The 20,965-nt window shown below is 63.2% G+C and carries 20 protein-coding genes; 9 read left to right on the top strand and 11 right to left on the bottom strand.

Translation table 11 applies throughout. The features are described 5' to 3' along the window. Window positions 1-31: 31 nt before the first annotated feature. Window positions 32-649 (top strand): pyridoxamine 5'-phosphate oxidase, encoded by a 618-nt coding sequence (pdxH, locus tag O7A70_RS17940; protein ID WP_337141571.1) that lies wholly within the window; start codon window positions 32-34, stop codon window positions 647-649. Window positions 650-660: 11 nt separating this feature from the next. Here pdxH and O7A70_RS17935 read toward each other — a convergent pair whose 3' ends face one another. Further along, on the bottom strand, window positions 661-1,413 hold the full coding sequence (locus O7A70_RS17935; RefSeq protein WP_337141569.1) for a crotonase/enoyl-CoA hydratase family protein: 753 nt from the start codon (window positions 1,411-1,413) through the stop codon (window positions 661-663). Window positions 1,414-1,432: 19 nt separating this feature from the next. Continuing rightward, the gene (locus O7A70_RS17930) at window positions 1,433-3,202 is read right to left on the bottom strand and encodes an acyl-CoA dehydrogenase family protein (protein WP_337141567.1); all 1,770 of its coding nucleotides are present in this window, start codon (window positions 3,200-3,202) and stop codon (window positions 1,433-1,435) included. 211 nt (window positions 3,203-3,413) lie between these two features. Between O7A70_RS17930 and O7A70_RS17925 the strand changes: the two genes are divergently transcribed. Further along, window positions 3,414-3,650, top strand: coding sequence for a hypothetical protein (locus O7A70_RS17925; RefSeq protein WP_337141566.1), 237 nt, complete (start codon window positions 3,414-3,416; stop codon window positions 3,648-3,650). Between the two features lie 383 nt (window positions 3,651-4,033). Beyond that, entirely contained in the window at window positions 4,034-5,146 is a 1,113-nt protein-coding gene (locus tag O7A70_RS17920) for a glycoside hydrolase family 25 protein (protein ID WP_337141564.1), read from the top strand. Between the two features lie 19 nt (window positions 5,147-5,165). Here O7A70_RS17920 and purD read toward each other — a convergent pair whose 3' ends face one another. Beyond that, window positions 5,166-6,443, bottom strand: coding sequence for a phosphoribosylamine--glycine ligase (gene purD / locus O7A70_RS17915; protein ID WP_337141563.1), 1,278 nt, complete (start codon window positions 6,441-6,443; stop codon window positions 5,166-5,168). A 163-nt stretch (window positions 6,444-6,606) separates the two neighbouring features. Continuing rightward, entirely contained in the window at window positions 6,607-7,428 is an 822-nt protein-coding gene (locus tag O7A70_RS17910) for a phytanoyl-CoA dioxygenase family protein (RefSeq protein WP_337141562.1), read from the bottom strand. A gap of 90 nt (window positions 7,429-7,518) precedes the next feature. Here O7A70_RS17910 and O7A70_RS17905 point away from each other — a divergent pair, with 90 nt between their 5' ends. Further along, a complete protein-coding gene (locus O7A70_RS17905) occupies window positions 7,519-8,430 on the top strand; it encodes a LysR family transcriptional regulator (RefSeq protein ID WP_337141561.1) in 912 nt (303 codons plus the stop codon). A gap of 68 nt (window positions 8,431-8,498) precedes the next feature. After that, window positions 8,499-9,482 carry a 4-hydroxybenzoate octaprenyltransferase gene (ubiA, locus tag O7A70_RS17900; RefSeq protein ID WP_027142327.1) on the top strand — a complete coding sequence of 328 codons (984 nt, stop codon included), beginning with the start codon at window positions 8,499-8,501 and terminating at the stop codon, window positions 9,480-9,482. A gap of 75 nt (window positions 9,483-9,557) precedes the next feature. On the opposite strand, the gene O7A70_RS17895 is transcribed toward ubiA, so the two are convergent. The 4 genes from O7A70_RS17895 to O7A70_RS17880 all read right to left on the bottom strand — a co-directional run bounded on the left by O7A70_RS17895 (window position 9,558) and on the right by O7A70_RS17880 (window position 14,850). Next, the gene (locus O7A70_RS17895) at window positions 9,558-11,411 is read right to left on the bottom strand and encodes an ABC transporter ATP-binding protein (RefSeq protein ID WP_337141560.1); all 1,854 of its coding nucleotides are present in this window, start codon (window positions 11,409-11,411) and stop codon (window positions 9,558-9,560) included. Window positions 11,412-11,678: 267 nt separating this feature from the next. Then, window positions 11,679-12,245 carry a DUF6101 family protein gene (locus O7A70_RS17890; RefSeq protein ID WP_149904078.1) on the bottom strand — a complete coding sequence of 189 codons (567 nt, stop codon included), beginning with the start codon at window positions 12,243-12,245 and terminating at the stop codon, window positions 11,679-11,681. A 190-nt stretch (window positions 12,246-12,435) separates the two neighbouring features. Then, window positions 12,436-13,866: an FAD-binding oxidoreductase gene (locus O7A70_RS17885; protein ID WP_337141559.1), complete on the bottom strand. Its 1,431-nt coding sequence runs from the start codon at window positions 13,864-13,866 to the stop codon at window positions 12,436-12,438. A 9-nt stretch (window positions 13,867-13,875) separates the two neighbouring features. Beyond that, entirely contained in the window at window positions 13,876-14,850 is a 975-nt protein-coding gene (locus O7A70_RS17880) for an L-threonylcarbamoyladenylate synthase (RefSeq protein WP_337141632.1), read from the bottom strand. Window positions 14,851-15,004: 154 nt separating this feature from the next. Here O7A70_RS17880 and O7A70_RS17875 point away from each other — a divergent pair, with 154 nt between their 5' ends. Beyond that, window positions 15,005-15,463 carry a hypothetical protein gene (locus O7A70_RS17875; RefSeq protein WP_442921192.1) on the top strand — a complete coding sequence of 153 codons (459 nt, stop codon included), beginning with the start codon at window positions 15,005-15,007 and terminating at the stop codon, window positions 15,461-15,463. Between the two features lie 176 nt (window positions 15,464-15,639). Beyond that, window positions 15,640-16,026, top strand: a complete 387-nt coding sequence (locus O7A70_RS17870) for a hypothetical protein (protein WP_140882963.1) — start codon at window positions 15,640-15,642, stop codon at window positions 16,024-16,026. Window positions 16,027-16,104: 78 nt separating this feature from the next. Here the strand turns inward: O7A70_RS17870 and O7A70_RS17865 are convergent, their stop codons facing one another. Further along, a complete protein-coding gene (locus tag O7A70_RS17865) occupies window positions 16,105-16,401 on the bottom strand; it encodes an ATPase (protein ID WP_337141558.1) in 297 nt (98 codons plus the stop codon). Window positions 16,402-16,577: 176 nt separating this feature from the next. Further along, the gene (gene glyS, locus O7A70_RS17860; RefSeq protein ID WP_337141557.1) at window positions 16,578-18,956 is read right to left on the bottom strand and encodes a glycine--tRNA ligase subunit beta; all 2,379 of its coding nucleotides are present in this window, start codon (window positions 18,954-18,956) and stop codon (window positions 16,578-16,580) included. A gap of 194 nt (window positions 18,957-19,150) precedes the next feature. Here glyS and O7A70_RS17855 point away from each other — a divergent pair, with 194 nt between their 5' ends. Then, the gene (locus O7A70_RS17855; RefSeq protein ID WP_181165842.1) at window positions 19,151-19,327 is read left to right on the top strand and encodes a hypothetical protein; all 177 of its coding nucleotides are present in this window, start codon (window positions 19,151-19,153) and stop codon (window positions 19,325-19,327) included. A gap of 3 nt (window positions 19,328-19,330) precedes the next feature. Here the strand turns inward: O7A70_RS17855 and O7A70_RS17850 are convergent, their stop codons facing one another. Further along, the gene (locus O7A70_RS17850; protein WP_337141556.1) at window positions 19,331-20,275 is read right to left on the bottom strand and encodes a glycine--tRNA ligase subunit alpha; all 945 of its coding nucleotides are present in this window, start codon (window positions 20,273-20,275) and stop codon (window positions 19,331-19,333) included. A 198-nt stretch (window positions 20,276-20,473) separates the two neighbouring features. Between O7A70_RS17850 and O7A70_RS17845 the strand changes: the two genes are divergently transcribed. After that, entirely contained in the window at window positions 20,474-20,935 is a 462-nt protein-coding gene (locus tag O7A70_RS17845; protein ID WP_337141555.1) for a GNAT family N-acetyltransferase, read from the top strand. Window positions 20,936-20,965: the final 30 nt, after the last annotated feature.

Below are 20,965 nucleotides of genomic sequence, written 5' to 3'. Positions count from 1 at the left end.
TCCCTGATCTCGTGACAATTTGAGAAAAACTATGAGTGACACAGCGTTAATAACCAGTGACTTTACCGAAGCGGCCGAGCCGTTTCGCCTCTTTGCCGCATGGCTGGACGACGCCACCAAGAGCGAAATCAACGATGCCAACGGCGTGGCGCTGGCGACCGTCGATGCCGAGGGCATGCCGGACGTACGGATGGTGCTGCTCAAGGGGTTCGATGAAAGCGGCTTTGTGTTCTACACGAATTTCGAAAGCGCCAAGGGCCAGGAGATTCTAGGCAGCATGAAGGCGGCGATGTGTTTCCACTGGAAATCGCTGCGCCGCCAGGTCCGCATTCGCGGTCCGGTGGAAGTCGTCAGCGACGCCGAGGCCGACAGCTATTACGCGACGCGGCCACGCGGCAGCCGCATCGGCGCCTGGGCCTCGAAGCAGTCGCGGCCGCTGGAAAGCCGCTTTGCCCTGGAAAAGGCCGTCGCGGAATACACAGCGCGCTACGCTATCGGCGAGATTCCACGGCCCAAGCACTGGTCGGGCTTCCGCATCGTGCCGAAGACGATCGAATTCTGGCACGACAGGCCGTTCCGGCTGCATGACCGAGTGGTCTTCTCACGCGACGCCGATGGTGGGTGGAGCAAGACGAGGCTTTATCCCTGAAAGGGTAAGGTTCAGCCCTTTTTCCTGGTCATGAATGCCGTGAGGGCCGCGCGCGCCTCATCGGATTTCAGCCGCTCACGGAAATGCTCGCTCTCCACCCCGATGCGGGCAACCAGATCGTCGCGTGAGCCGCGCATCAGGTCGCGCGCGATCTTGAGAGCCTGCGGGGGCTTGGCCGCGATCTGGCCGGCGGCCGAGAGGACCGAGGCCTCCAGAGCGCCCTCCTCGACCACCTCGTAGATCAGTCCAGCGGCCTTCGCGCGCTCGGCCGAGAAGCCTTCGCCGAGGGCAAGCAGCGCAAACGCAGCTTGCTGACCCAGGATGCGCGGCGCCAAAAGGCTCGATCCAGCCTCCGGCACGAGGCCGAGATCGACGAAGGGCGTGCGGAACACGGTGCGTGGCGTGGCGAAGGTCAGATCGCAATGCAGGTTGATCGTGGTGCCGATGCCGACCGCGATGCCGTCGACGCCAGAAACGATGGGTTTTTCGACCCGGGCCAACGCCAGCAGGAAATCCCAGACTTCCGTGCCACCATCGCCGCCGGTGGCCATAACCATGAAATCGGCAAGGTCGTTGCCGGATGAGAAGGCGCCGGGCACACCGAGAAAGACATGAACGCGGACCGCCGGATCGCAGTCGCCTTCGGCAAGGGCCGCCGACATCTTCGCATACATGGCGCGCGTCAGGGCGTTCTTCTTGTCCGGGCGGTTCATGCGGATGATCTGGATGGCGCCCTGGCGCTCGACGAGGATGTGGTCTGTCACGGTCTTTTCCTTGTGAAGGTCAGGCGGAAATCAGTGCCTTGCCGGCAGCAGCCAGGCTTTCGGCGCCGCCGATGACGCGCTCCTTCAAAGCGCTGACTTCGCCAAGCAGGTTTTCGGCGAAGAAGCGGCAAAGCGCGATGCGGCCCTGGTCGGCAAGAGCGGCCCGCGCCAGATAGGCGCCGCCGGCGGCAAGCGAGATCAGCCTGAGATAAGGCGTCGCACCCGCCAGCGCCTCCTCCGTCCGGCCGTCGGCCGACAATTTCTGCAGGAAGCGCGTTGCTTGCGTCAAATCGGAGAGCGCCTGATCGAGAGCATCAGCGGTGCGGCCAAACCCTTCGAGGTTCGACGTTCGTACCGCATTGGCGATACCAGCCAGTTCGTCGATATAGCCATGCACGTGCTCGCCGCCACCAAGCGGCAGCTTGCGCATCACCAGATCGATCGCCTGGATGCCGTTGGTGCCCTCATAGATCGGCGCGATGCGCGCGTCGCGATAGAGGGCTGCCGCACCCGTTTCCTCGATGAAGCCCATGCCGCCATGCACCTGGACGCCAAGCGAGGCGACCTCTACGCCGACATCGGTGGAAAAGGCCTTGGCGAGCGGCGTCAAGAGATTGGCACGGTCGCGCCAATGCGCCGCCTCGTCATCGGACGTTGCGCGCGCGAGATCGATGGCGTGGGCGCAGGAATAGCTGATGGCGCGGGCGATCTGTGTCAGCGCCTTCATGGTCAGGAGATTGCGCTGCACGTCCGGGTGATGGACGATCGGCGCCATGCCGGCGCCACCAAAGCCTGCCGCCTTGCCCTGACGGCGCTCATTGGCATAGGCGATCGCTTTCTGGGTCGCGGCTTCCGCGACAGCGACGCCCTGCATGCCGACGCAAAGCCGCGCATTGTTCATCATGGTGAACATGCAGGCGAGGCCCTTGTTCTCCTCACCGATCAGCCAGCCGATGGCGCCGGGTTGGGCACCCTGGAAACCGTCGCCATAGATCATGGTGCAGGTCGGCGAGGCATGGATGCCGAGCTTGTGCTCGAGCCCGGAACAGAAGACGTCGTTGCGCGCACCCAGCGAACCGTCGTCGCCGACCAGGAATTTCGGCACCAGGAACAGCGAGATGCCGCGCGTTCCGGCCGGTGCATCGGGCAGCCGCGCCAGCACCAGGTGGACGATGTTGTCGGTGAAATCGTGCTCGCCATAGGTGATGAATATCTTCTGGCCGAAGATGCGGTAGGTGCCGTCGCCGGCCGGCGCGGCGCGGCTACGCAGGGCGGCGAGGTCCGATCCGGCCTGCGGCTCGGTCAAGTTCATCGTGCCCATCCATTCGCCGGAGACGAGCTTTGCGAGATATTTGGCCTTGAGGTCCCCAGAGGCGTGCTTGTCAAGCGCTTCGACCGCGCCCATGGTCAGCGTCGGACCGATGCCGAAGGCCATGGCGGCCGAATTCCACATTTCGAGCGCGGCGACGCCGAGCATCGTCGGCAGCGCCTGACCGCCATACTCTTCCGGCCCGGAGAGCGCGTTCCAGCCGCCTTCGATCCAGCGGCGATAGAGTTCCTTCCAGCCCGGCGGGGTGGTGACGACCGCGTCCTTCAACACGGCGCCGTGTTCGTCGCCGATCTTATAAAGGGGTGCCACTTCCTCGGTGGCGAAGCGGCCAGCTTCGCCAAGGACGGCATCGACCAGATCCTCGCCGAGATCGCCGAACGCACCGGCATCGATGGCCGATTTCATGCCGGCGACGTGCTTCAGGGTGAACGCAATATCCTCGACCGGTGCCCGATACATGCTGCTCGATCCTCCTGATGCACCGGCCTTGCCGACCCTAGAGCCAGTGCCGCCGCAAAACCATCCGCCTTTGGGCGGTCTCCCATTTTCTTTTTACGTAAACGTCAAAATTTGTCACGCGGATTTTGCAATCGGGCCGGCCTATACTAAATTCGACGGATGCCGGATCAAATCGAACGGCGACTGAAAACCAGCCGACCGGAACATTCCAATGCTTGCCAGACCCGACGCCTATCGCTGTGTTGAATGCGGCTTACCCTATCGGGCAGCGGGATTTTCCTACTATCACGGCGACGTGGCAAACGGTGCCGCCTACTGGTCTGATCGCGGCATATTGTGCTCGCCGCGATGCTCGCTTGCCCACCACCACAAACGCGCCGCCGAAGGGACACTGCAGCAAGAGCCCGCGCCGGACCCGTTCGAATCTCAGCCGTTCAGCCAGCGGTGAAAGTTGGGCTAGAGGAGACATGATGCCAAACAAGCAGGCCGTTATTGCGCGGCCCCGGTCAGCGCTGCCCGCCTGACGAGGCCGCAGCCATGCGCCTCTCAATCGAGGATCAGATCGCCTTGGCGTAGGCGATTGTGAATCCGCCGCCCGAACCGAATGAAGCGCTACGCTCAGCCGCCAATGCTTACAAACGGCTGGTCGTGGATTCCCGGTAAATTTCGCGCTTGCCAGCTATCTGCCAAGGACCGCGTCGATCCTGGCCATTTCCGAAGTAAATCCTTAACCATAGCGGTCCAGGATTGCTTTGATCAACGGGGATTCCCTGTTTGAAAAGGACGGCGTGTTTCCTTCGCCGCACAGCGCTTCTCGCTCTTGCGGCGACAATGGCGCTGTCGATGGCGGCAAAGGCTTCGGACTTTTCCGAGCCGTGGAAGAGTGCCGACCGTGCTCTGGTGGTCGATGCCTACGAGTACAATTCCATCGACTGGGCCCGGCTTGCCACCGACAAACGCATCGTCGCCTTCATCAACAAGGCGTCCGACGGCATGCCGCCGCCCTACTTCTGTTTCGGCGGCGACACCGACGTGAAGCTGTGCAAGGCGCTGTGGAAACGCCACGCGGTGACGCGCGAATTGTTCCAGACACGCAGGGTCGTGGCCAAGACGCTCGGCATGAAATGGGGCGCCTATCATCTCGCCCGTCCCGGCAATCCGGTCGAGCAGGCCAACAATTTCCTCGATTTCGCCGACCCCGCGCCGGATGATCTCATGGCTCTCGACCTCGAGGGCAACGATCCCTCGCAATGGATGTCGCTCGATGACGCCGAGGAGTTCGCGCGCCAGGTGCATCGGCGCGTCGGCCGCTTCCCGGTGCTCTACACCAATGGCAAGACCGCCCAATATATCGCCGACAACCGCTACAAATACCGGCTCCTGTCGCGGCTGCCTCTGTGGTACGCGCGCTATAAGCCTGACATCGACGTGCATTTTCCGATGGGCAACTGGCAGGGCTACGCGCTCTGGCAGTTTTCGGCGCAGGCCAATTGCGGGCGCTTCCGTTGCCCCTACAGGGTTGCCGGCACGCCCGACAACATCGACGTCAACGTGGCGCCCACGGATGCCGTCACGCTGCGTCAGCAATGGCCTTTCGGCGGCCTGATCGACGTGCCTCCCGATTATCTTGCCAGCGTGCCGGTGCCGCTCTCGCGGGAAGCTGCCCTGGCCGGCAAAGCGACCATCATCTATGCCGATGTGGCGACGCCGCCGACATTCGAGGAAATGGCCGCCGTGCTCGGTTCGCGCTGGTCGAAATTCCGCGACGGGTTCCGCATGCCTGTCGTGAAGACGGTGCCGCGACGGCCGGGGTTCGGTATTGTCCAATATGTCGCCTGGAAGCGGGCCGGGCGGCGTTCACCCGAGCAACTCGACGCCGCCTTCGCAGCGGCCGCCGACCCGGTCAGCACCGCTTCGACAACCCTCGACCGCGGCCAGCGGTAACCGCCACCCGGTCGGAGCTTCAGCCTGCCTGCTCGCGTGCCACGGCCTGCCAGCCGATGTCGCGGCGACAGAACCCATCCGGCCAGTCGATCCGGTCGAGCGCGGCATAGGCCCGCGCCTGCGCCTCGCCAACGGTGGCGCCGGTCGCCGTGACGTTGAGCACACGGCCGCCATTGGCAACCAGCGCGCCGCCGTTGATGGCTGTTCCGGCATGGAAAATCTCGACGCCTTCACCGGCGGCGTCCTCGACGCCGCGGATGACGGAGCCTTTCTCCGGCGTGCCGGGATAGCCCCTCGCCGCCATCACGACGGTCAGCGCCGCCTCGTCGCGCCAGCGTACGGAGGTATGCGCAAGCTGGCCGTCGACGGCGGCATTGAGCAGCACCAGAAGATCGTCCTTCAGCCGCATCATCAGCACCTGGCATTCAGGATCGCCGAAGCGGGTGTTGTATTCGATCAGCTTCGGCCCGTTTTCCGTGATCATCAGCCCGGCGAACAGAATGCCGGCGAAAGGCGCGCCGAGATCGGCCATGCCGCGCATGGTCGGGTCGATGATCTCGCGCATGGTGCGCTCGATCATGTCAGGCGTCATCACCGGGGCCGGCGAATAGGCGCCCATGCCGCCGGTGTTGGGACCGACATCACCGTCGCCGACGCGCTTGTGGTCCTGCGCGGTGCCGAAGGGAAGCGCCGTTGTGCCGTCGCAGAGGCAGAAGAAACTCGCCTCCTCGCCGGTCATGAATTCCTCGATCACCACCTCCGCGCCGGCGGCGCCGAAGGACCCGTCGAAGCAGGAAGCGAGTGCCGCCTGTGCTTCATCCATCGTCATGGCGACGGTGACACCCTTGCCGGCTGCGAGCCCGTCGGCCTTGATGACGATCGGCGCACCCATCTTCTCGACATAGGCCTTGGCGGAGGCCAGATCGCCGAACCGGCCATAGGCGGCGGTCGGGATGTTGTAGCGGGCGCAGAGATCCTTGGTGAAACCCTTCGAGCCTTCCAACCGCGCGGCGGCCTTCGAAGGCCCGAAGACGCGAATGTTTTCGGCGCGCAGATCATCGGCGATACCGGCCACCAGCGGCCCTTCCGGACCGACCACGACGAGATCGATTTTTTTCTCGCGGCAGAAGGCGGCTACGGCGGCATGATCGGCGATATCGAGCTTCACCAGTTCGGCCTCGGCGCCGATGCCCGGATTGCCGGGCGCCGCGTAGAGCTTGGTCAGCAGCGGTGAAGCGGCGATCTTCCAGGCCAGCGCATGTTCGCGGCCGCCGGAGCCGAGAAGAAGAACGTTCATGGCCACCTCATGATGCCGACTATCCCATAGAGAAAACAACCCGCTATTGCTCTCTGGACGACGGGTCAAGGCATCAGGTGGATTGATCTGAATTGCGCACGGGAACGCTATGCCTGCCGAATAGGGGGCGCAGGCCACCGGCGCCCCCTATTCTGGCTCTCGTTCAGCCCTGATGGACCACCGGGAACCAGTCCTCGCGCAGCTTCTGCCCCGGCTGCATGCCATGACCGTGATAGGGCGGCGAAGTGCGGCCCGGCCGCTCGACATAATGGGCATCGTCGCCGACCCAGCGCAGCGACAGCGCCCGGCGCCGGGCCGCGGTCATATTGCCACGCGCGCCGTGCGCCGTCCTGAAGTCGAACAGGATTGCGTCGCCCGGCTCCATTTCCCACTCGATAACTTTCATCGATGGATCGTTGTCGGGATCGGGCACCGGACGATAATCACCCTCGGCGGCGTAGAAATTGCCGTCGTCCAGCCAGCGTACCGGCAGGATCATCTTGTCCCATTTGTGCGAGCCGGCGATCAGACGCAGCGTCGCCTCCTTCACCGGATCGATAGGGATCCAGAAGCTCACCGTCTGCTGGCCGTCGACGAAATAATAGGGAATGTCCTGGTGCCACGGCGTCGGCTTCTGCGTGCCAGGTTCCTTGACCAGGACATGGTCGTGGAAGAACTGCGCGGTGCGCGACTGCATCACCGCGGCTGCCAGTCGCGCCGCGGGCGATTCGCGCACCACCTTGACGAATTCGGGGATGCGCTCCCAATTGCAGTAATCGTCGAAAAAGCTGCCGCGGCCATTGGCAATGTCGGACGCCGTGGCGCTGCGGTTCTGCATGTTGCGCTCGATGCCGGCGGCGATCGTGTCGACCCAGCCCTTGAAGGCGCCGCGGACACAGACCGCGCCGTCGCTCTGGTAGTCGGCGATTGTCCGCGGATCGATGATTTCGGTGTCCATTGCCGGTGGAGCGGGTTGGGAAGCCATGTTGTCCTCCTTTCAGGATCGATGCGACTATCGCAACGGCCGCTCATTCAGTAAAATAATAACTTCTCATCCGACACATAGGTTTGAACTATGAGTCTGACGCTCGCCCAGCTACGCTATCTCGTCGCCGTCGCCCGCCTTGGCAGCGTCACGGGCGCGGCCCGGGCGCTCAACATTTCCCAACCGTCTATTTCGGTGGCGATCGATGCCATCGAAAAGGATTTCGGCCAGAAACTGTTCGTGCGCCAGCGTGGAAGCGGTGTCTCGCTGACCTCCTTCGGTCGTGCCGCCGTGGCAAAGGCAAAGCAGGTTCTTGCCGAGACAGACAAACTCCTTGCCCTGGGAAAGGTCAACTCGGCGATCGGCGGCGAGCTGGTGCTCGGTTGCTTCGAGGATCTGGCGCCCTATTTCGCGCCGGGCCTCATCCGCGCCTTCTCCGAACGCCATCCAGCGGTCGCCGTCATCGTCCGCGACGAGACGTTCGAGACGCTCGGGCGACGCCTGGCGGACGCCGCCGTCGATCTCGGCCTCAGCTACGATCTCGGCCTGCCGTCGCATTTCGCCCGCATCCTGCTGCACGAGCTGCGGCCGCATGCGCTGTTGCCGGCGGGCCATGCGCTGGCGGACCGCCCCGAGGTCAGCCTGGCGGATCTCGCCGCCTACCCGCTGATCACCACCGACCAGCCGCATAGCTGGCAGCATATGCTTGACCTGTTCCGCGGCCGTGGCCTGTCACCCGTCGCCGACATGCGCTCAAGCTCGTTCGAACTCCAGCGCAGCATGGTGGCGAACGGCTTCGGCGTCGCGGTCAGCTATACCCGCCCGCATGGCGACCACAGCTATGACGGCTTGCGCCTCGTCTGCAAACCGCTGTCGGATCCGCTGCCCATGCAGCGCATCATCCTGACCCACGATACGCATCAGCGCGTATCGAATGCGGCGCTGGCTTTCATCGAGGTGGCAAAAGTCTGGTTTTCCACACGCGACATCTTCACCGCCTGACGGGCGGACGGACGCTCCTGCCCTGCTTGCCGCTTGACGGTTTCCGCCGCTGCTGCCACTCCATGCCAATGGAACCTGTCCAGTCGAAAGCGTCCCAGGGCCGCGTCTCCGATGCGCCGAACCGCCATTGGGTCTACCGCGTGCTGCCGCGCGCGATCTGGCCCTATGCACAGCTTGCACGGTGGGACAGGCCGATCGGCTGGCAGTTGCTTTTGTGGCCATGCTGGTGGTCGGCCGCACTGGCGGCGAGCGCCTATCCCCGGCCTGGCGACCCGCTGCTTTCGCTGCTGCCGGCGCCACTCTATCTCGTGCTGTTCCTGATTGGCGCCATTGCCATGCGTGGCGCCGGCTGCACCTATAACGACATTGTCGACGAGGACATCGACAACCAGGTCGAACGCACCCGCTCACGCCCGCTGCCATCCGGCCAGACCACGCGCCGGCGGGCCTGGCTGTTTCTTGTCCTGCAGGCCCTGGTCGGCCTGGCGGTACTCCTGCAGTTCAACAGCTTCGCCATCCTGCTCGGCGTCTGCTCGCTGGCGATCGTGGCCGTCTACCCATTCATGAAGCGGATAACCAACTGGCCGCAACTGTTTCTCGGTTTTGCGTTTTCCTGGGGCGCGCTGATGGGATGGGCGGTCGAGTTCGGTGATCTCGATGGTCCCGCCATCATGCTCTATATCGGTTCGATCCTGTGGGTGATCGGCTACGACACGATCTATGCGCACCAGGACAAGGAAGACGACGCCATTGTCGGCGTGCGTTCGACGGCGCGGCTGTTCGGCGACAACACCAAAGCGTGGCTCGCTGGGCTTTATGGCGGTACGCTGATCTGCTTCGCCATCGCCTTCGCCTCGGCGCAGGCCCCGGTGGTGGCACTGGCTGGCTTGATAGCGGCCGGTGCCCATATGGCCCGGCAGATCGCGGTGCTGGATATCGACGATCCGGACCAATGCCTGCGGCTGTTCCGGTCGAACAACCAGGTCGGCTGGCTGATCTTCCTCGGCCTGATCGGCGGTGCGCTCTGGGTGGCGCTGAAGCCGCTGGTGTAGCCATTGGCTTGAGAACCTGGTTGCGCGATAGAGCTATGCCAAGTCATGCCGCGGACAATGCGGCTTCCGGTGCGGTCAGGTGATTTCTTCAGGAATAAACCCGCCAATCTGGCGCTTCCAGAGACGGGCAAACAGGCCGCCATGTTCGATGAGTTCATCCAGCCTGCCTTCTTCCACGATGCGCCCGTGATCGAGCACGACAATGCGGTCCATGCTGGCAATGGTTGACAGCCGGTGGGCGATGGCGATCACCGTCTTTCCTTCCATCACCAGACTGAGCCGTTCCTGAATGGCGGCTTCGGATTCGCTGTCGAGGGCAGAGGTGGCTTCGTCCAGCACCAGGAGCGGCGCATCCTTGAGCAGCACGCGCGCGATGGCGATGCGCTGCCGCTGACCTCCGGAGAGCTTGATGCCACGGTCGCCGACAAAGGCGCCATAACCTTTGCGCCCCTCGCCGTCGCTGAGATCGGCAATGAAGGCGTCGGCTTTCGCAATCTGCGCCGCCTGCTCGATTTCGCCCTGGGTCGCATCGGGCCGACCATAGCGGATATTGTCGCCGACCGAACGGTGCAGCAGCGCCACGTCCTGAGCGATCACGCCGATCGCGCGACGGAGGCTCGCTTGCGTAACCAGGCGGATGTCTTGTCCATCGATGGAGATCGTACCTTCCCCGACGTCGTAGAAGCGCAGCAACAAGCTTACCAGCGTGGTCTTGCCCGCGCCGGAAAGACCGACCAGGGCGACCTTCTCGCCGGGCTGGATCGTCAGCGACAGGTTGTCGATGACGGGCTTGCTGGGCCTGTATGCGAAGCAGACGCCTTCGAAACGGATCTCCCCTTCGTTGACCGCCAGTTCCGCCGCTTCCGGCTGGTCGGTAATCGTAGGCGGGGTCGTGAGAACGGGCATAGCGTCCTTGATGGTGCCTACAGCCTGGAAAATCTGTTGGCCCATCTGCAGAAAGGTAAACGTATGTGCCGACAATCGTTGGAGAATATAAACCGCGCCGACGAACTGTCCGATCGTGATGAAGCCCTTGACGAGGCCTGAGAGGCCAATCGAGAGCATCGCCAGCCAGAGCATCATGTTCAGCGCCACGACTGTCACTTCCGATGTGCGATAGATGCGTTGTTCCATATGCTGAGTGTGGACGGCCTTCAGGATGATGCGGCGTACGGCGCCGGCTTCGCTGTCCTCCGCCGCGAATTGCTTGATCATTTGCATGTTGGTGTAGAGATCGGTGATAGCGCCCGCTACCAGGCTGCGTTGCTTAGCGGTTTTGCGCGAGCGTTCGACAAATATCGGCGCCATCCTGACGGCAATCGCCACGTTGAGTGCGATCCAAACAATGACCGGCAGGGCGAGTTGCCAGGAAAGGGTGGTCAGCAGGACGACGGAGCCGGCCATCTGCAGCAGGAAACGCGGTATGAACTGAAAGGCGGCAATGATCTGCTGCTGGACGGCCGAGGCTACCTGCGACAGGCGCGAGGCGACCTGCCCAGCAAAGAGGTCGTGGAAAAACGCGATATCCTGTCGCTCAACTGCCTTGTGACCCTGCCACTGGATGGCGGCCGGCATGGCGACGCCAAGCGTATGTGAGTTGAGAGTGTTCAGTAGGAAAGAGGCAACCGGCATCGCCGGAAAGATCAGAAGACCGAGGAAAGTCAGGAGCGGCCATTCGTTGTGCAGGAAGGCAGAAGCACCCTGTTGTGTCACGCCATCGACGATGATGGAAAGTCCCCAGACGATCGTCAGGTTGATCGTCTCGATTGCCATGGAAGAAAAGGCGAGCGCGATCAGCACACCCCGGAACATCCAAATGAAGTGCAAGAGAACCGCCACCGGCCCTGTTGCTGGCAGCGGCTGGTAAGGAATATCGAGCGGCTGGATTAAAGTCTCAAATCGACGGTAGATCGCATCTGAAATCGACATAAGACCATTTGTACAGAAAACCGCGAAAATGAGACAGGACCTTAACGTCCTTGCGGCAGTCTCACTTGAACACGACAAATGTCCGATTTTTGCGGCTCTGTGCGATAAGAGCACCTCCGGCCGTGACATTCTGGTCTTCGTGCGGTGTCGCGGCGTTACTAGGCGGCTGCCTAATCTCCTTGGCCGATCGGCGGCACGTTTGTGGACGCCACCGAGCCTGCTGCACAGCGGCCTCAGTGTCTCGACGATCCGGAACCCGAATGACGCTCACTCCCGCGCAATGATCTCCTGGCCGTCGATGACCAGCCTGAGGCCGAGGTCACCAGCCCTGCGGCGGGCAAGGAAGCGCGGGCGGCGCATGGTCGAGACACGGCCCTTGCGGCGGTCCTGCGGCGGCAATGTCTTGATGGCGGCGCCGAGCGATTCTTCCAGGGTGCGGGCGACGCCGTCGGATTCGATCAACAGCATCGGCAAACGGTAGGCATCGGCCCAGGCGCGCCAGTCGGCGGCGACGTCTTCGAGATCGTCGGCCACCAGCAGCGGCACCGACAACATCGGATCGTTGTGCAGTAGTTCCAGGGTCACCGTGACATTGCCTTCCGGATCCTCCATCGCACGAGCGGCGACACCGCGAAATGCATTGGCGGGCAGCACAATGATCGCCGGCAGGCCGCTCATCTCGAGCAGGCGGCGGATCACGGCGCCACGCTGGTCGATGGTGAAGGTCACGTCGCCATAATCGTCGCGTGTCGCGTAGCTCACCACCTGCGGCAAGCGGAATGGGTCGAGACGCATGTTGCGTCCCGCCCAGACTGGCTTCAGTCCAGTATTCACGTTCATCGAGCGCCTTCCTGTCTGTCTCCTGAGAGCCGGTGTCCGGTTCTCTCCGGGCCAGTTTTCCCGGCCTCGTTATGGGGAAACAGTAGCGCCGGCTCCTTACCGCCGCGCTTAAGAAAGTCGGTTAAATTTTGCTGATCTCAGGGATGGTTATCGGAATGCCACCAGCCACAAGATGTTGAAAGGATCAGATAACCTTACCAGGATTCATGATGCCGGCCGGATCGAAGGCAGCCTTTACCCGGCGCATGAGATCGATGGCCATCGGCGGCGCGGTGGCGATCAGTTCGTCGCGCTTCAACTGGCCGATGCCATGCTCTGCCGAGATCGAACCATGCAGGCTGCGCACCACGTCATGCACGGCCTTGTTCATGGCATGGTAGAGCGCCAGAAACGCCTCGTCGTCGCCGTCGACGGGCCGCGAGATGTTATAGTGTAGGTTGCCGTCTCCCATATGGCCGAAACAGACCACCCTGGCGCCAGCACTGACCGAGGCCACCGCGCCAGCGGCCTCCGCGATGAAGCGCGGTATCGATGCGATCGGCACTGAAATGTCGTGCTTGATCGAGGCGCCTTCCGGCTTCTGTGCCTCGGGCAACAGCTCGCGGAAATCCCAGAAGGCGTCGCCCTGCCCGAGGCTGGCGGCGATGACCGCGTCGCCGACGAATTCCTGCTCGAGGCCCGCGGAAAGCACGTCCTCGATCAGCGCCCGAGAATCCTCCGATGAGCGGCCGGACGATATCTGCATCAGCACATACCAGGGCCAATCCTCCATCAGCGGCCGCGTCACGCCCGGGGCATGCGCCAGCGTGAAATCGTATGGCCGCTTGCCGATCAGTTCGAAGGCGGTGAGCGCTGCCCCGGCGCGGTCCATGGCAAGGCTGAACAGGGAAAGAGCGGCCTCGGGCGACGACAGGCCGACGAAGGCGACGTCGCGCCCCTTGGGCTTCGGAAACAGTTTGAGCACGGCGGCGGTGATGATACCGAGCGTGCCTTCGGCGCCGACGAACAGGTTCTTCAGGTCGTAGCCGGTATTGTCCTTCTTCAGCTTGCGCAAATCGTCGAACACCTCGCCGGTCGGCAGCACCACCTCGACGCCGAGGCAGAGTTCGCGCGCATTGCCATAGGCAAGCACGCCGGTGCCGCCGGCATTGGACGACAGATTGCCGCCGATCTGGCAGGAGCCCTGCGCGGCGAGCGAGAGCGGGAACAGCCGGTCGGCGGCGTCGGCCGCTTCCTGCAAGGTCTGCAGGATGACGCCGGCCTCGACCGTGACCGTGTTCGACAGGACATCGATCTCGCGGATGCGGTTCAGCCGCGACAGCGACAGGACGATTTCATGGCCGGATTTGTCCGGCACCTGCGCGCCGACCAGCCCGGTGTTGCCGCTTTGCGGCACGATTGGCGTTCCGGTCTCTGTCGCCAGCCGCATGATCCGGCTGACCTCGTCGACGCTGCCCGGCCGCAGCACCAGGGACGTCGCGCCATGCCAGAGGCCGCGTCGCTCGATCAGATAAGGTGCGATGTCCTGCTGGTCGCGCAGCGCATATTTGTCGCCGACGATCGCCGCGAAACGATCGATGAGAGAGGGATCGAGTGTCTTTGCAGTCTCGGTCATCTGGCAAAACTACGTCGAGGGCTGTGCGTTGTCACGAGGAGCGGCGGCACGGGAGAGCCGGTCGTTGATCGCCTCGCCGAGCCCGTCAAGGGGAATCGGCTCGACCGCGATGGTGCGCGCGCCGCTGCGGTCGAGATCCTGAATATAGGCGAAGAGATTGCTTGCCGCTTCACGCAGGTCGCCTGAAACCGACAGGTTGAGGAAAGCGGTTGCGCCGCGCCAGCCTTCCGCCCTCTGGCTGCCAAAGCCGAGCAGCGCTTCGCCCTCGCCGATCGCCCGCGCATTGAGCCGCACCGCGGCACCCGGCGCGTAGTGCGAGGCCAGCATGCCCGGCGCTTCGACGCCGGCAGCGCCGCCGCGCAGCAGGTCGATGCCGACGGCCGCCGCGATTTCGCCTGCGGCAATGCCACCAGGCCGAAGCAGGCGCAACCTCTCGCCTTCGGCCTTGACGATGGTCGATTCCAGCCCGACCGGTGTGGCGCCGCCATCGACCACCAGCTTGATGCGGGCGCCGAGGTCCGCCGCAACGGCTTGCGCCGTCGTCGCGCTGATCTTGCCGGATGAATTGGCGCTGGGCGCCGCAAGCGGTCGGCCAAGCCTGGCGATCAGCTCGCCGCCAAAACCCCTCGGCATGCGCAAGGCGATCGTGTCGAGCCCGGCGGTGACCAGCGGATGAATGCCGTTGCCGGGGCGCTGCGGCAGCACCAGCGTCAGCGGACCCGGCCAGAAGGCAAGCGCGAGCTTCTTCGACAACGGATCGAACGAGGCAATGCGCTCGGCCATCGCCATGTCGGCGACATGGGCGATCAGCGGATTGAAACGCGGCCGCCCCTTGGCTTCGAAAATACGCGCCACGCCAATGCCGTTGGTGGCGTCACCGGCCAGCCCGTAGACGGTCTCGGTCGGAATGGCGACGACATCGCCGCCCTCAAGCAGCGCCAACGCCGGTTCCATCGCTTCGCCGACGGCAAGTATTTCAGCCACTCTCGTCACCTCGCGGATGCCGGCTGCGTAGTACGACAGCGCCGCCGGGGCAAGCGGGCATTGGCAATTCATCAATTCCTAAAATGCTATGTTTCCATGAAAGCCGGTATCAATCGTCGGGCACTATCGTGCGGCTTCTGGGCAATGGGGAGCTATGTCAGTGTCTATGCGTATCTGGGGAACGCTTGCTATCAGTCTGGCTGCTACGGCTGGCGGGGCTCAGGCCTCGTCGCTGGTCTTTCCCAGCGCGCCTGCCTCGACGCCCTCCATCCTTGCGCTGAAGGCCGCCGACGGCAAGGCGAGCGACGTGGTGTCCGTCGTTGCGCTCGGCGAGCCTGACGTCACCGATGAAAAGGTGGCGGCAATCCCGGACAAGGCCGGGGCGAGGCACGTCTTCCCGCTGAGCCCGATGATCATTCGTGGCGGGGTCGTCGGCGGCGCCTTCTCGACACCGGTGCAGGCCAAAACCCCGGCAGCGGCAACCGCCCCCGCCACGGCGACCGCCTCGGCCGCCCCCGCGCCTGCAGTGCAAGGGAAAGCAGCGGCACCGGCGGCAGCCGCACCGCGGCCGGCAGCCCGACAGCCCGCTTCGGGAGCCGGCAAGGTCAAATAGCGACCTCACCAAACCGGGCAGTCAAATGCTCGGCTGCTTGACGGCGGTCTGGCGCGCTGCGCACCATTGTCAGGCGAATTTCGTCCGGCGTATCTCGCCGGTCGGCGCCGCGGCCTGAATTTAGCCAAGCGGCTTCGGCAGACGGGATTGCATTGTTCAAGGCAAGGGGGTTGCTCATGAAAAAATCGAAGACCGTTACAGTGGCAGGGCTTCTGCTGGCGTCATTGCTTGGCGGCGCGGCCCATGCGGACGACATGCTGGGGTCCTATGTCGCCCGCATTTCCGATCGCGATCACCAGGCGAGCGACGGCTATGCGCTGGACGGCGCCGCGCAGATGGTGCGGCAGGACCGCGCCAACTGGCATAAATTCCATCGCCGCGACAGCGACGACGAGGGTGATGCCTGGTTCAGGACCAACGATCAGCGCGCCGATCTGCAGCGCATGCTGGAACGCCCCGGCGCGATGAGTTCGTCGACCAAGCGGGCCATCGTCAATGGCGAGCCGCTGATCCAGGTCGACGTCTATGAAAACAGCGTGCGGGTCAGCATTCTGGAGAACTGATCAAATCAGTTTGAAAAGACAACAAAAAGGGCGGCGCCATAGCACCGCCCTTTCCTCGAGAAAACCTGTGACCTGAAATCAGGCCGCTTCTTCCTTGTCGTCGTCTTCTTCGTCGGACTCGCCGTCGTCGGATTCTTCTTCGCCCTCGGCGTCGTCACCTTCGGCCTTCACAGCGTCATCGGCGTCGTCTTCGTCGGACTCTTCGCCGTCTTCGTCATTGCCATCCTCGTCATCGCCATCCTCGTCTTCATCAGACAGATCCGCGGCTTCGACCGTGGCGGCGGCATGATCGAGGGCGGTTTCGGAAGCGGATTCAATCGCCTCGGCGGGGGCCGAGGTCTCTTCTGTCACTTCGATTTCGTGATCGGAATTCATGGAAGCCTCCGTTGGGTTGGGGAACATGTCCCTTTTGCCAAGGAGAGATCATCGTCATATGACTGTAAGCCGGTTCGAACGACCGGCTGGCAGATATTTTTCGTAGGCCTACAGCCCGGTTTATCCCTGCATGATCTTGTCCGAAAACCGGTGCCCACTTTTCGGGATCATGTTTCTCAGCCGGCGATTTTCGAGAAATCCGCGACCTGGCCGGTAGCGGTCCGAATACGGGCAAGCAGCGCAAGACGGTTGGCACGTACCGACAAGTCCTCATCATTCACGAGAACATGCTCAAAGAATGAATCAACGGGTTCACGCAACACGCTAAGCGCCAGCATGGCAGCGGAAAAGTCTTGGTTTTGAATCGCTTCGCCGGCTTGCTTCTCGGCCTGATTCACCGCCGCAAACAGCGACTTCTCGGCATCTTGCCGGAACAACGCCGGCTCAACGGTTTCGGCGACCGCCGTTTTCTTCTTCTCCTCGGCGGCCAGAATGTTGGCGGCACGCTTGGTGCCGGCGAGCAAATTCTTGCCGTCCTCGGTGTCGAGGAAAGAGCCAAGGGCTTCAACGCGGCGTACGATCTGCAGAAGGTCGTCGGACTGTGGCGTGATGACGGCATCGATGAGATCGTGCCGTGCGCCCTGGTCGCGAAGATAGACTTTGAGACGATCGTGGAAGAAAGATAGGAGGTCGGCAATCAGCGGCGACAGCGATGCCTCAAGCTCCATCAGACGCTGGCTGTCAAAGAACTCTCGCTCCTGGTCAGCGGAGCCAAAGCTTTCTGAACTCGCCTTGGCCAGCCCGCCTTTCAACAGGTTGGAAATCAGGCCTGCTTCCAACAACAATCGGCTTGCGCCCTTGTAGTCGCGAATGCGCGAATCGAGCATGGCGACGACGCCGCGGCTCACAGCGCCTTCGCCTTTTTGTTCGTATGCGGCGAGTGCCGACGAGACCGCTGCCGCGATGGCGATGCCCAGTGAGAGCTTGAGCTTGTTTTCCAGTATGACCCGCACCACGCCTAGCGCCGATCGACGCAGCGCGTACGGATCCTTCGATCCCGTAGGCTTTTCGTCGATGGCCCAGAAGCCGACCAGCGTGTCCAGCTTGTCAGCGAGCGCGACAGCGACCGACACCGGGTCGCTCGGCACATAATCGGACGGGCCCTGCGGCTTGTAGTGCTCTTCCGCCGCCGCTGCGACCGAAGCATGCTCGCCCTGCAACAGCGCGTATTTGCGGCCCATGGCCCCTTGCAATTCGGGAAACTCGCCGACCACTTCAGTGGTGAGATCGGCCTTGGCGAGAACAGCAGCACGACTTGCGAGCGCACTATCGGCGCCGACGATCGGCGCCAATTCTTGCGCCAGCCGGGCAATCCGCTCCACCCGCTCGCCCTGCGTGCCGAGCTTGGCATGGAAGGTGACATTGAGATGGTCGAGCCGGGCCATGCGCTGGTCGAGCGGCTTCTTCAGATCGAGCCCGAACTTTTCAGCCGATGCTTCCAGTTCAACGAGATCGGGCAGATCCCCCTGGTCGGTCTTCCAGAAATAGAGCGCGTCGGACAGGCGGGCGCGCACCACCTTGCCGTTGCCGTGCGCGATTTCCTTGCCGCCGTCACTGGCTTCGATGTTGGCGGTCAGGATGAAGCGGCTGGAGAGCGTCTCGCCTTCCCCCTGCGGCCGCGTCACAAAGCATTTCTGGTTGGCGCGGATGGTCAGGCGGATCACCTCCGCCGGAATGGCCAGGAAAGCCTCTTCGAACTCGCCCATCAGCACGACAGGCCATTCGACCAGCGCGGATACTTCTTCAAGCAGTCCCTCGTCCTCGACAAGGTCGAGCCCGTTGGCGAAAGCGAGATTGCTGGCGTCGGCGAGGATGATCTCCTTGCGCCGGTCTGCATCGAGCACGACCTTGGCCGCCTCTAGCTTCGACACATAGTCGTCGAAGCGGCGAACGGTGATTTCGCCCGGCGCATGGAAGCGGTGGCCGTAGGTGATGTTGCTTGAGCGGATGCCGTCGATCTCGAAATCGACCACGACCGGCTCCTCGGTCTCGGGGCCGAAGGTGCACAGGATCGATTGCAGCGGGCGCACCCAGCGCAGTGATCCGGGCCTGGCCGAGGCCGGCCCCCAGCGCATCGACTTCGGCCAGGGGAAAGTGCGGATAATATCTGGCACCAGTCCGGCGATGATCTCTTCGGCCGCCCTGCCCGGCTTCGAAATGTGCGCGACATAGAAGTCGCCCTTCTTCGGGTCGGAATGGACATGCGCCTCGGCGATCGAAGACAGCCCGGCCTTGCGCAGAAAACCCTGGACCGCCTGTTCAGGCGCCGATGTCGACGGCCCCTTGATATCCTCGTGAATATCCTTCGAGCGTGCGTTGAGGCCACGGATATCGAGGGTGAGGCGCCGCGGCGTCCAATACTCACGCGCCGCCTCGTAGGTCAGCCCCGCCTCGACCAGACCGTCGGTCAACATCTTCCTCAGATCACCCGCCGCCTTGCGCTGCATGCGAGCGGGAATCTCTTCCGAGCGAAGTTCTAGAAGCAGGTCAGGCATGGTTGGGGCTCACGCGGCAAAATTGTCCGCGCGGGGCATAGCAACTCGGCTGGCCGCTGTCACCCTTTCCAGAAATTTTGGCCACCTTGTCGGGACGAGCCGATGCCGCTCGTCCTTGGATCAAAGATTTCCATGAACCGAACGCAGCGCTGAAGCGACCCACGCTCAGGCAGGGAACTATTGGCTGAACGATCATGAAAACGGCATCCAGACTTCTTCAGATCCTCGCGCTCAGCGCCTGCTTCGCCGCGCAGGCTCACGGCGCCTTCTCGATGCCGGGCGTGCGGCAGGCGCTGCGGACGATGGCTGGTCCGAGCGGCCAGATCCTGCCGCCGATCAACGCTTCCCTCGAAATGATCAACGGCGGTTGAGACTCAGGCCGCCAGGCCACCGGCCTGCGTCTTCAAGAACGCCTCGCCGCAGGCTTTCGCCAGATTGCGCACCCGCAGGATGTAGCTCTGCCGTTCGGTGACCGAGATCACGCCGCGCGCGTCGAGCAGGTTGAAGACATGGCTCGCCTTGATGCACTGGTCGTAGGCCGGGAAGACCATCTTGTGCATCGGCAGATTGTCGTTTGAGGCCGGCGCGCCGGCCTCGAGCAGCGCCTTGCACTCGGCCTCGGCGTCTTCGAAATGCCTGAGCAGCATCGCCGTGTTGGCGTATTCGAAATTGTGGCGCGAATATTCCTGCTCGGCCTGCAGGAACACATCGCCATAGGTGACCTTGTCGCCGCCCTCGCGGCCGTTGAAGTTGAGGTCGTAGACATTGTCGACGCCCTGCACATACATGGCCAGGCGCTCCAGGCCGTAGGTGAGTTCGCCCGCGACCGGCGCGCATTCGATGCCGCAGACCTGCTGGAAGTAGGTGAATTGCGACACTTCCATGCCGTCACACCAGCATTCCCAGCCAAGACCCCAGGCGCCCAACGTCGGGCTTTCCCAGTCGTCCTCGACGAAGCGGATGTCGTGCAGCAACGGGTCGACGCCTATCGCCGCCAGCGAGCCGAGGTAAAGCTCCTGCAGGTTCGGCGGGTTGGGCTTCAGGATCACCTGGTACTGATAGTAGTGCTGCAGCCGGTTGGGATTCTCGCCGTAGCGGCCGTCCTTCGGACGTCGCGATGGTTGGACATAGGCGGCGTTCCAGCGCCTGGGCCCGAGCGCGCGCAGCGTCGTTGCGGGATGAAACGTGCCGGCCCCGACCTCCATGTCATAGGGCTGCAGGATAACGCAGCCATAAGCCGCCCAGTAATTGTGCAAGGCCAGGATCAGCCCCTGGAAGGAGCGGCTGGGATGCATATGGGCTGATATTTCAATCGTCACGGTGGCCTCGGCGACACAGGCTAGCTTGCGGCCACGTCCTAGAGACACGGCGGCGAAGCGTCAAGCAAGGCGCGTCCGATGCGGGCCGCCGTGAGCATGCCGGGCGATGTTGAAAACTTTGCGTGCGACTGGCCCATTGCTCGCCGCCACGGTCCGCGATCCAACAAAGCGTCCGCTTCAAGCACAGCAGGTTCAGCCATGTCCAACCCGATCACCATCCGCCCCGTCACGCGCCAGGATTTCGACCGATGGCTGCCGCTGTGGGACGGCTACAATGCGTTCTATGGCCGTTCGGGCGAGACGGCGCTGGCAAGCGACATCACCGCGATGACATGGTCGCGCTTCTTCGACGCCTATGAGCCGGTCCATGCGCTGGTCGCCGAGAGCGGGAGCCAGCTTCTCGGCCTCGTCCACTACCTGTTCCACCGCAGCACCACGGCGATCGCGCCGAACTGCTATCTGCAGGACCTTTTCACCAACGAGGCCTCGCGCGGCAAAGGCATCGGCCGGGCGCTGATCGAAGGCGTCTACGAGCACGCCCAGGCGGCCGGTTCCGGCCGGGTATATTGGCTGACGCATGAAACCAATCACACGGCAATGAAGCTCTATGACACGGTCGGCGAACGCTCGGGCTTCGTCGTCTATCGCAAGATGTTCTGAGGACGTTTCCGGCGCGCCGGCAGGCATTTT

Source organism: Mesorhizobium sp. Cs1299R1N1 (assembly GCF_037179655.1).
Lineage (GTDB): Bacteria > Pseudomonadota > Alphaproteobacteria > Rhizobiales > Rhizobiaceae > Mesorhizobium > Mesorhizobium salmacidum.
Note: the sequence above shows the minus strand (reverse complement) of the source record. Positions and strands in the feature narration are given on the sequence as shown.

What these genes read in the sequence shown, in the direction of transcription:
- O7A70_RS17910 (WP_337141562.1), bottom strand. Translation starts at nt 7,428, where the DNA reads ATGGCTTCCCAACCCGCTCCACCGGCAATGGACACCGAAATCATCGAT.
- O7A70_RS17865 (WP_337141558.1), bottom strand. Translation starts at nt 16,401, where the DNA reads ATGAATTCCGATCACGAAATCGAAGTGACAGAAGAGACCTCGGCCCCC.
- O7A70_RS17885 (WP_337141559.1), bottom strand. Translation starts at nt 13,866, where the DNA reads ATGACCGAGACTGCAAAGACACTCGATCCCTCTCTCATCGATCGTTTC.
- O7A70_RS17875 (WP_442921192.1), top strand. Translation starts at nt 15,005, where the DNA reads ATGTCAGTGTCTATGCGTATCTGGGGAACGCTTGCTATCAGTCTGGCT.
- O7A70_RS17855 (WP_181165842.1), top strand. Translation starts at nt 19,151, where the DNA reads ATGAAAACGGCATCCAGACTTCTTCAGATCCTCGCGCTCAGCGCCTGC.
- O7A70_RS17925 (WP_337141566.1), top strand. Translation starts at nt 3,414, where the DNA reads ATGCTTGCCAGACCCGACGCCTATCGCTGTGTTGAATGCGGCTTACCC.
- purD (WP_337141563.1), bottom strand. Translation starts at nt 6,443, where the DNA reads ATGAACGTTCTTCTTCTCGGCTCCGGCGGCCGCGAACATGCGCTGGCC.
- O7A70_RS17845 (WP_337141555.1), top strand. Translation starts at nt 20,474, where the DNA reads ATGTCCAACCCGATCACCATCCGCCCCGTCACGCGCCAGGATTTCGAC.
- ubiA (WP_027142327.1), top strand. Translation starts at nt 8,499, where the DNA reads ATGGAACCTGTCCAGTCGAAAGCGTCCCAGGGCCGCGTCTCCGATGCG.
- O7A70_RS17905 (WP_337141561.1), top strand. Translation starts at nt 7,519, where the DNA reads ATGAGTCTGACGCTCGCCCAGCTACGCTATCTCGTCGCCGTCGCCCGC.
- O7A70_RS17930 (WP_337141567.1), bottom strand. Translation starts at nt 3,202, where the DNA reads ATGTATCGGGCACCGGTCGAGGATATTGCGTTCACCCTGAAGCACGTC.
- O7A70_RS17920 (WP_337141564.1), top strand. Translation starts at nt 4,034, where the DNA reads ATGGCGCTGTCGATGGCGGCAAAGGCTTCGGACTTTTCCGAGCCGTGG.
- O7A70_RS17895 (WP_337141560.1), bottom strand. Translation starts at nt 11,411, where the DNA reads ATGTCGATTTCAGATGCGATCTACCGTCGATTTGAGACTTTAATCCAG.
- pdxH (WP_337141571.1), top strand. Translation starts at nt 32, where the DNA reads ATGAGTGACACAGCGTTAATAACCAGTGACTTTACCGAAGCGGCCGAG.
- glyS (WP_337141557.1), bottom strand. Translation starts at nt 18,956, where the DNA reads ATGCCTGACCTGCTTCTAGAACTTCGCTCGGAAGAGATTCCCGCTCGC.
- O7A70_RS17870 (WP_140882963.1), top strand. Translation starts at nt 15,640, where the DNA reads ATGAAAAAATCGAAGACCGTTACAGTGGCAGGGCTTCTGCTGGCGTCA.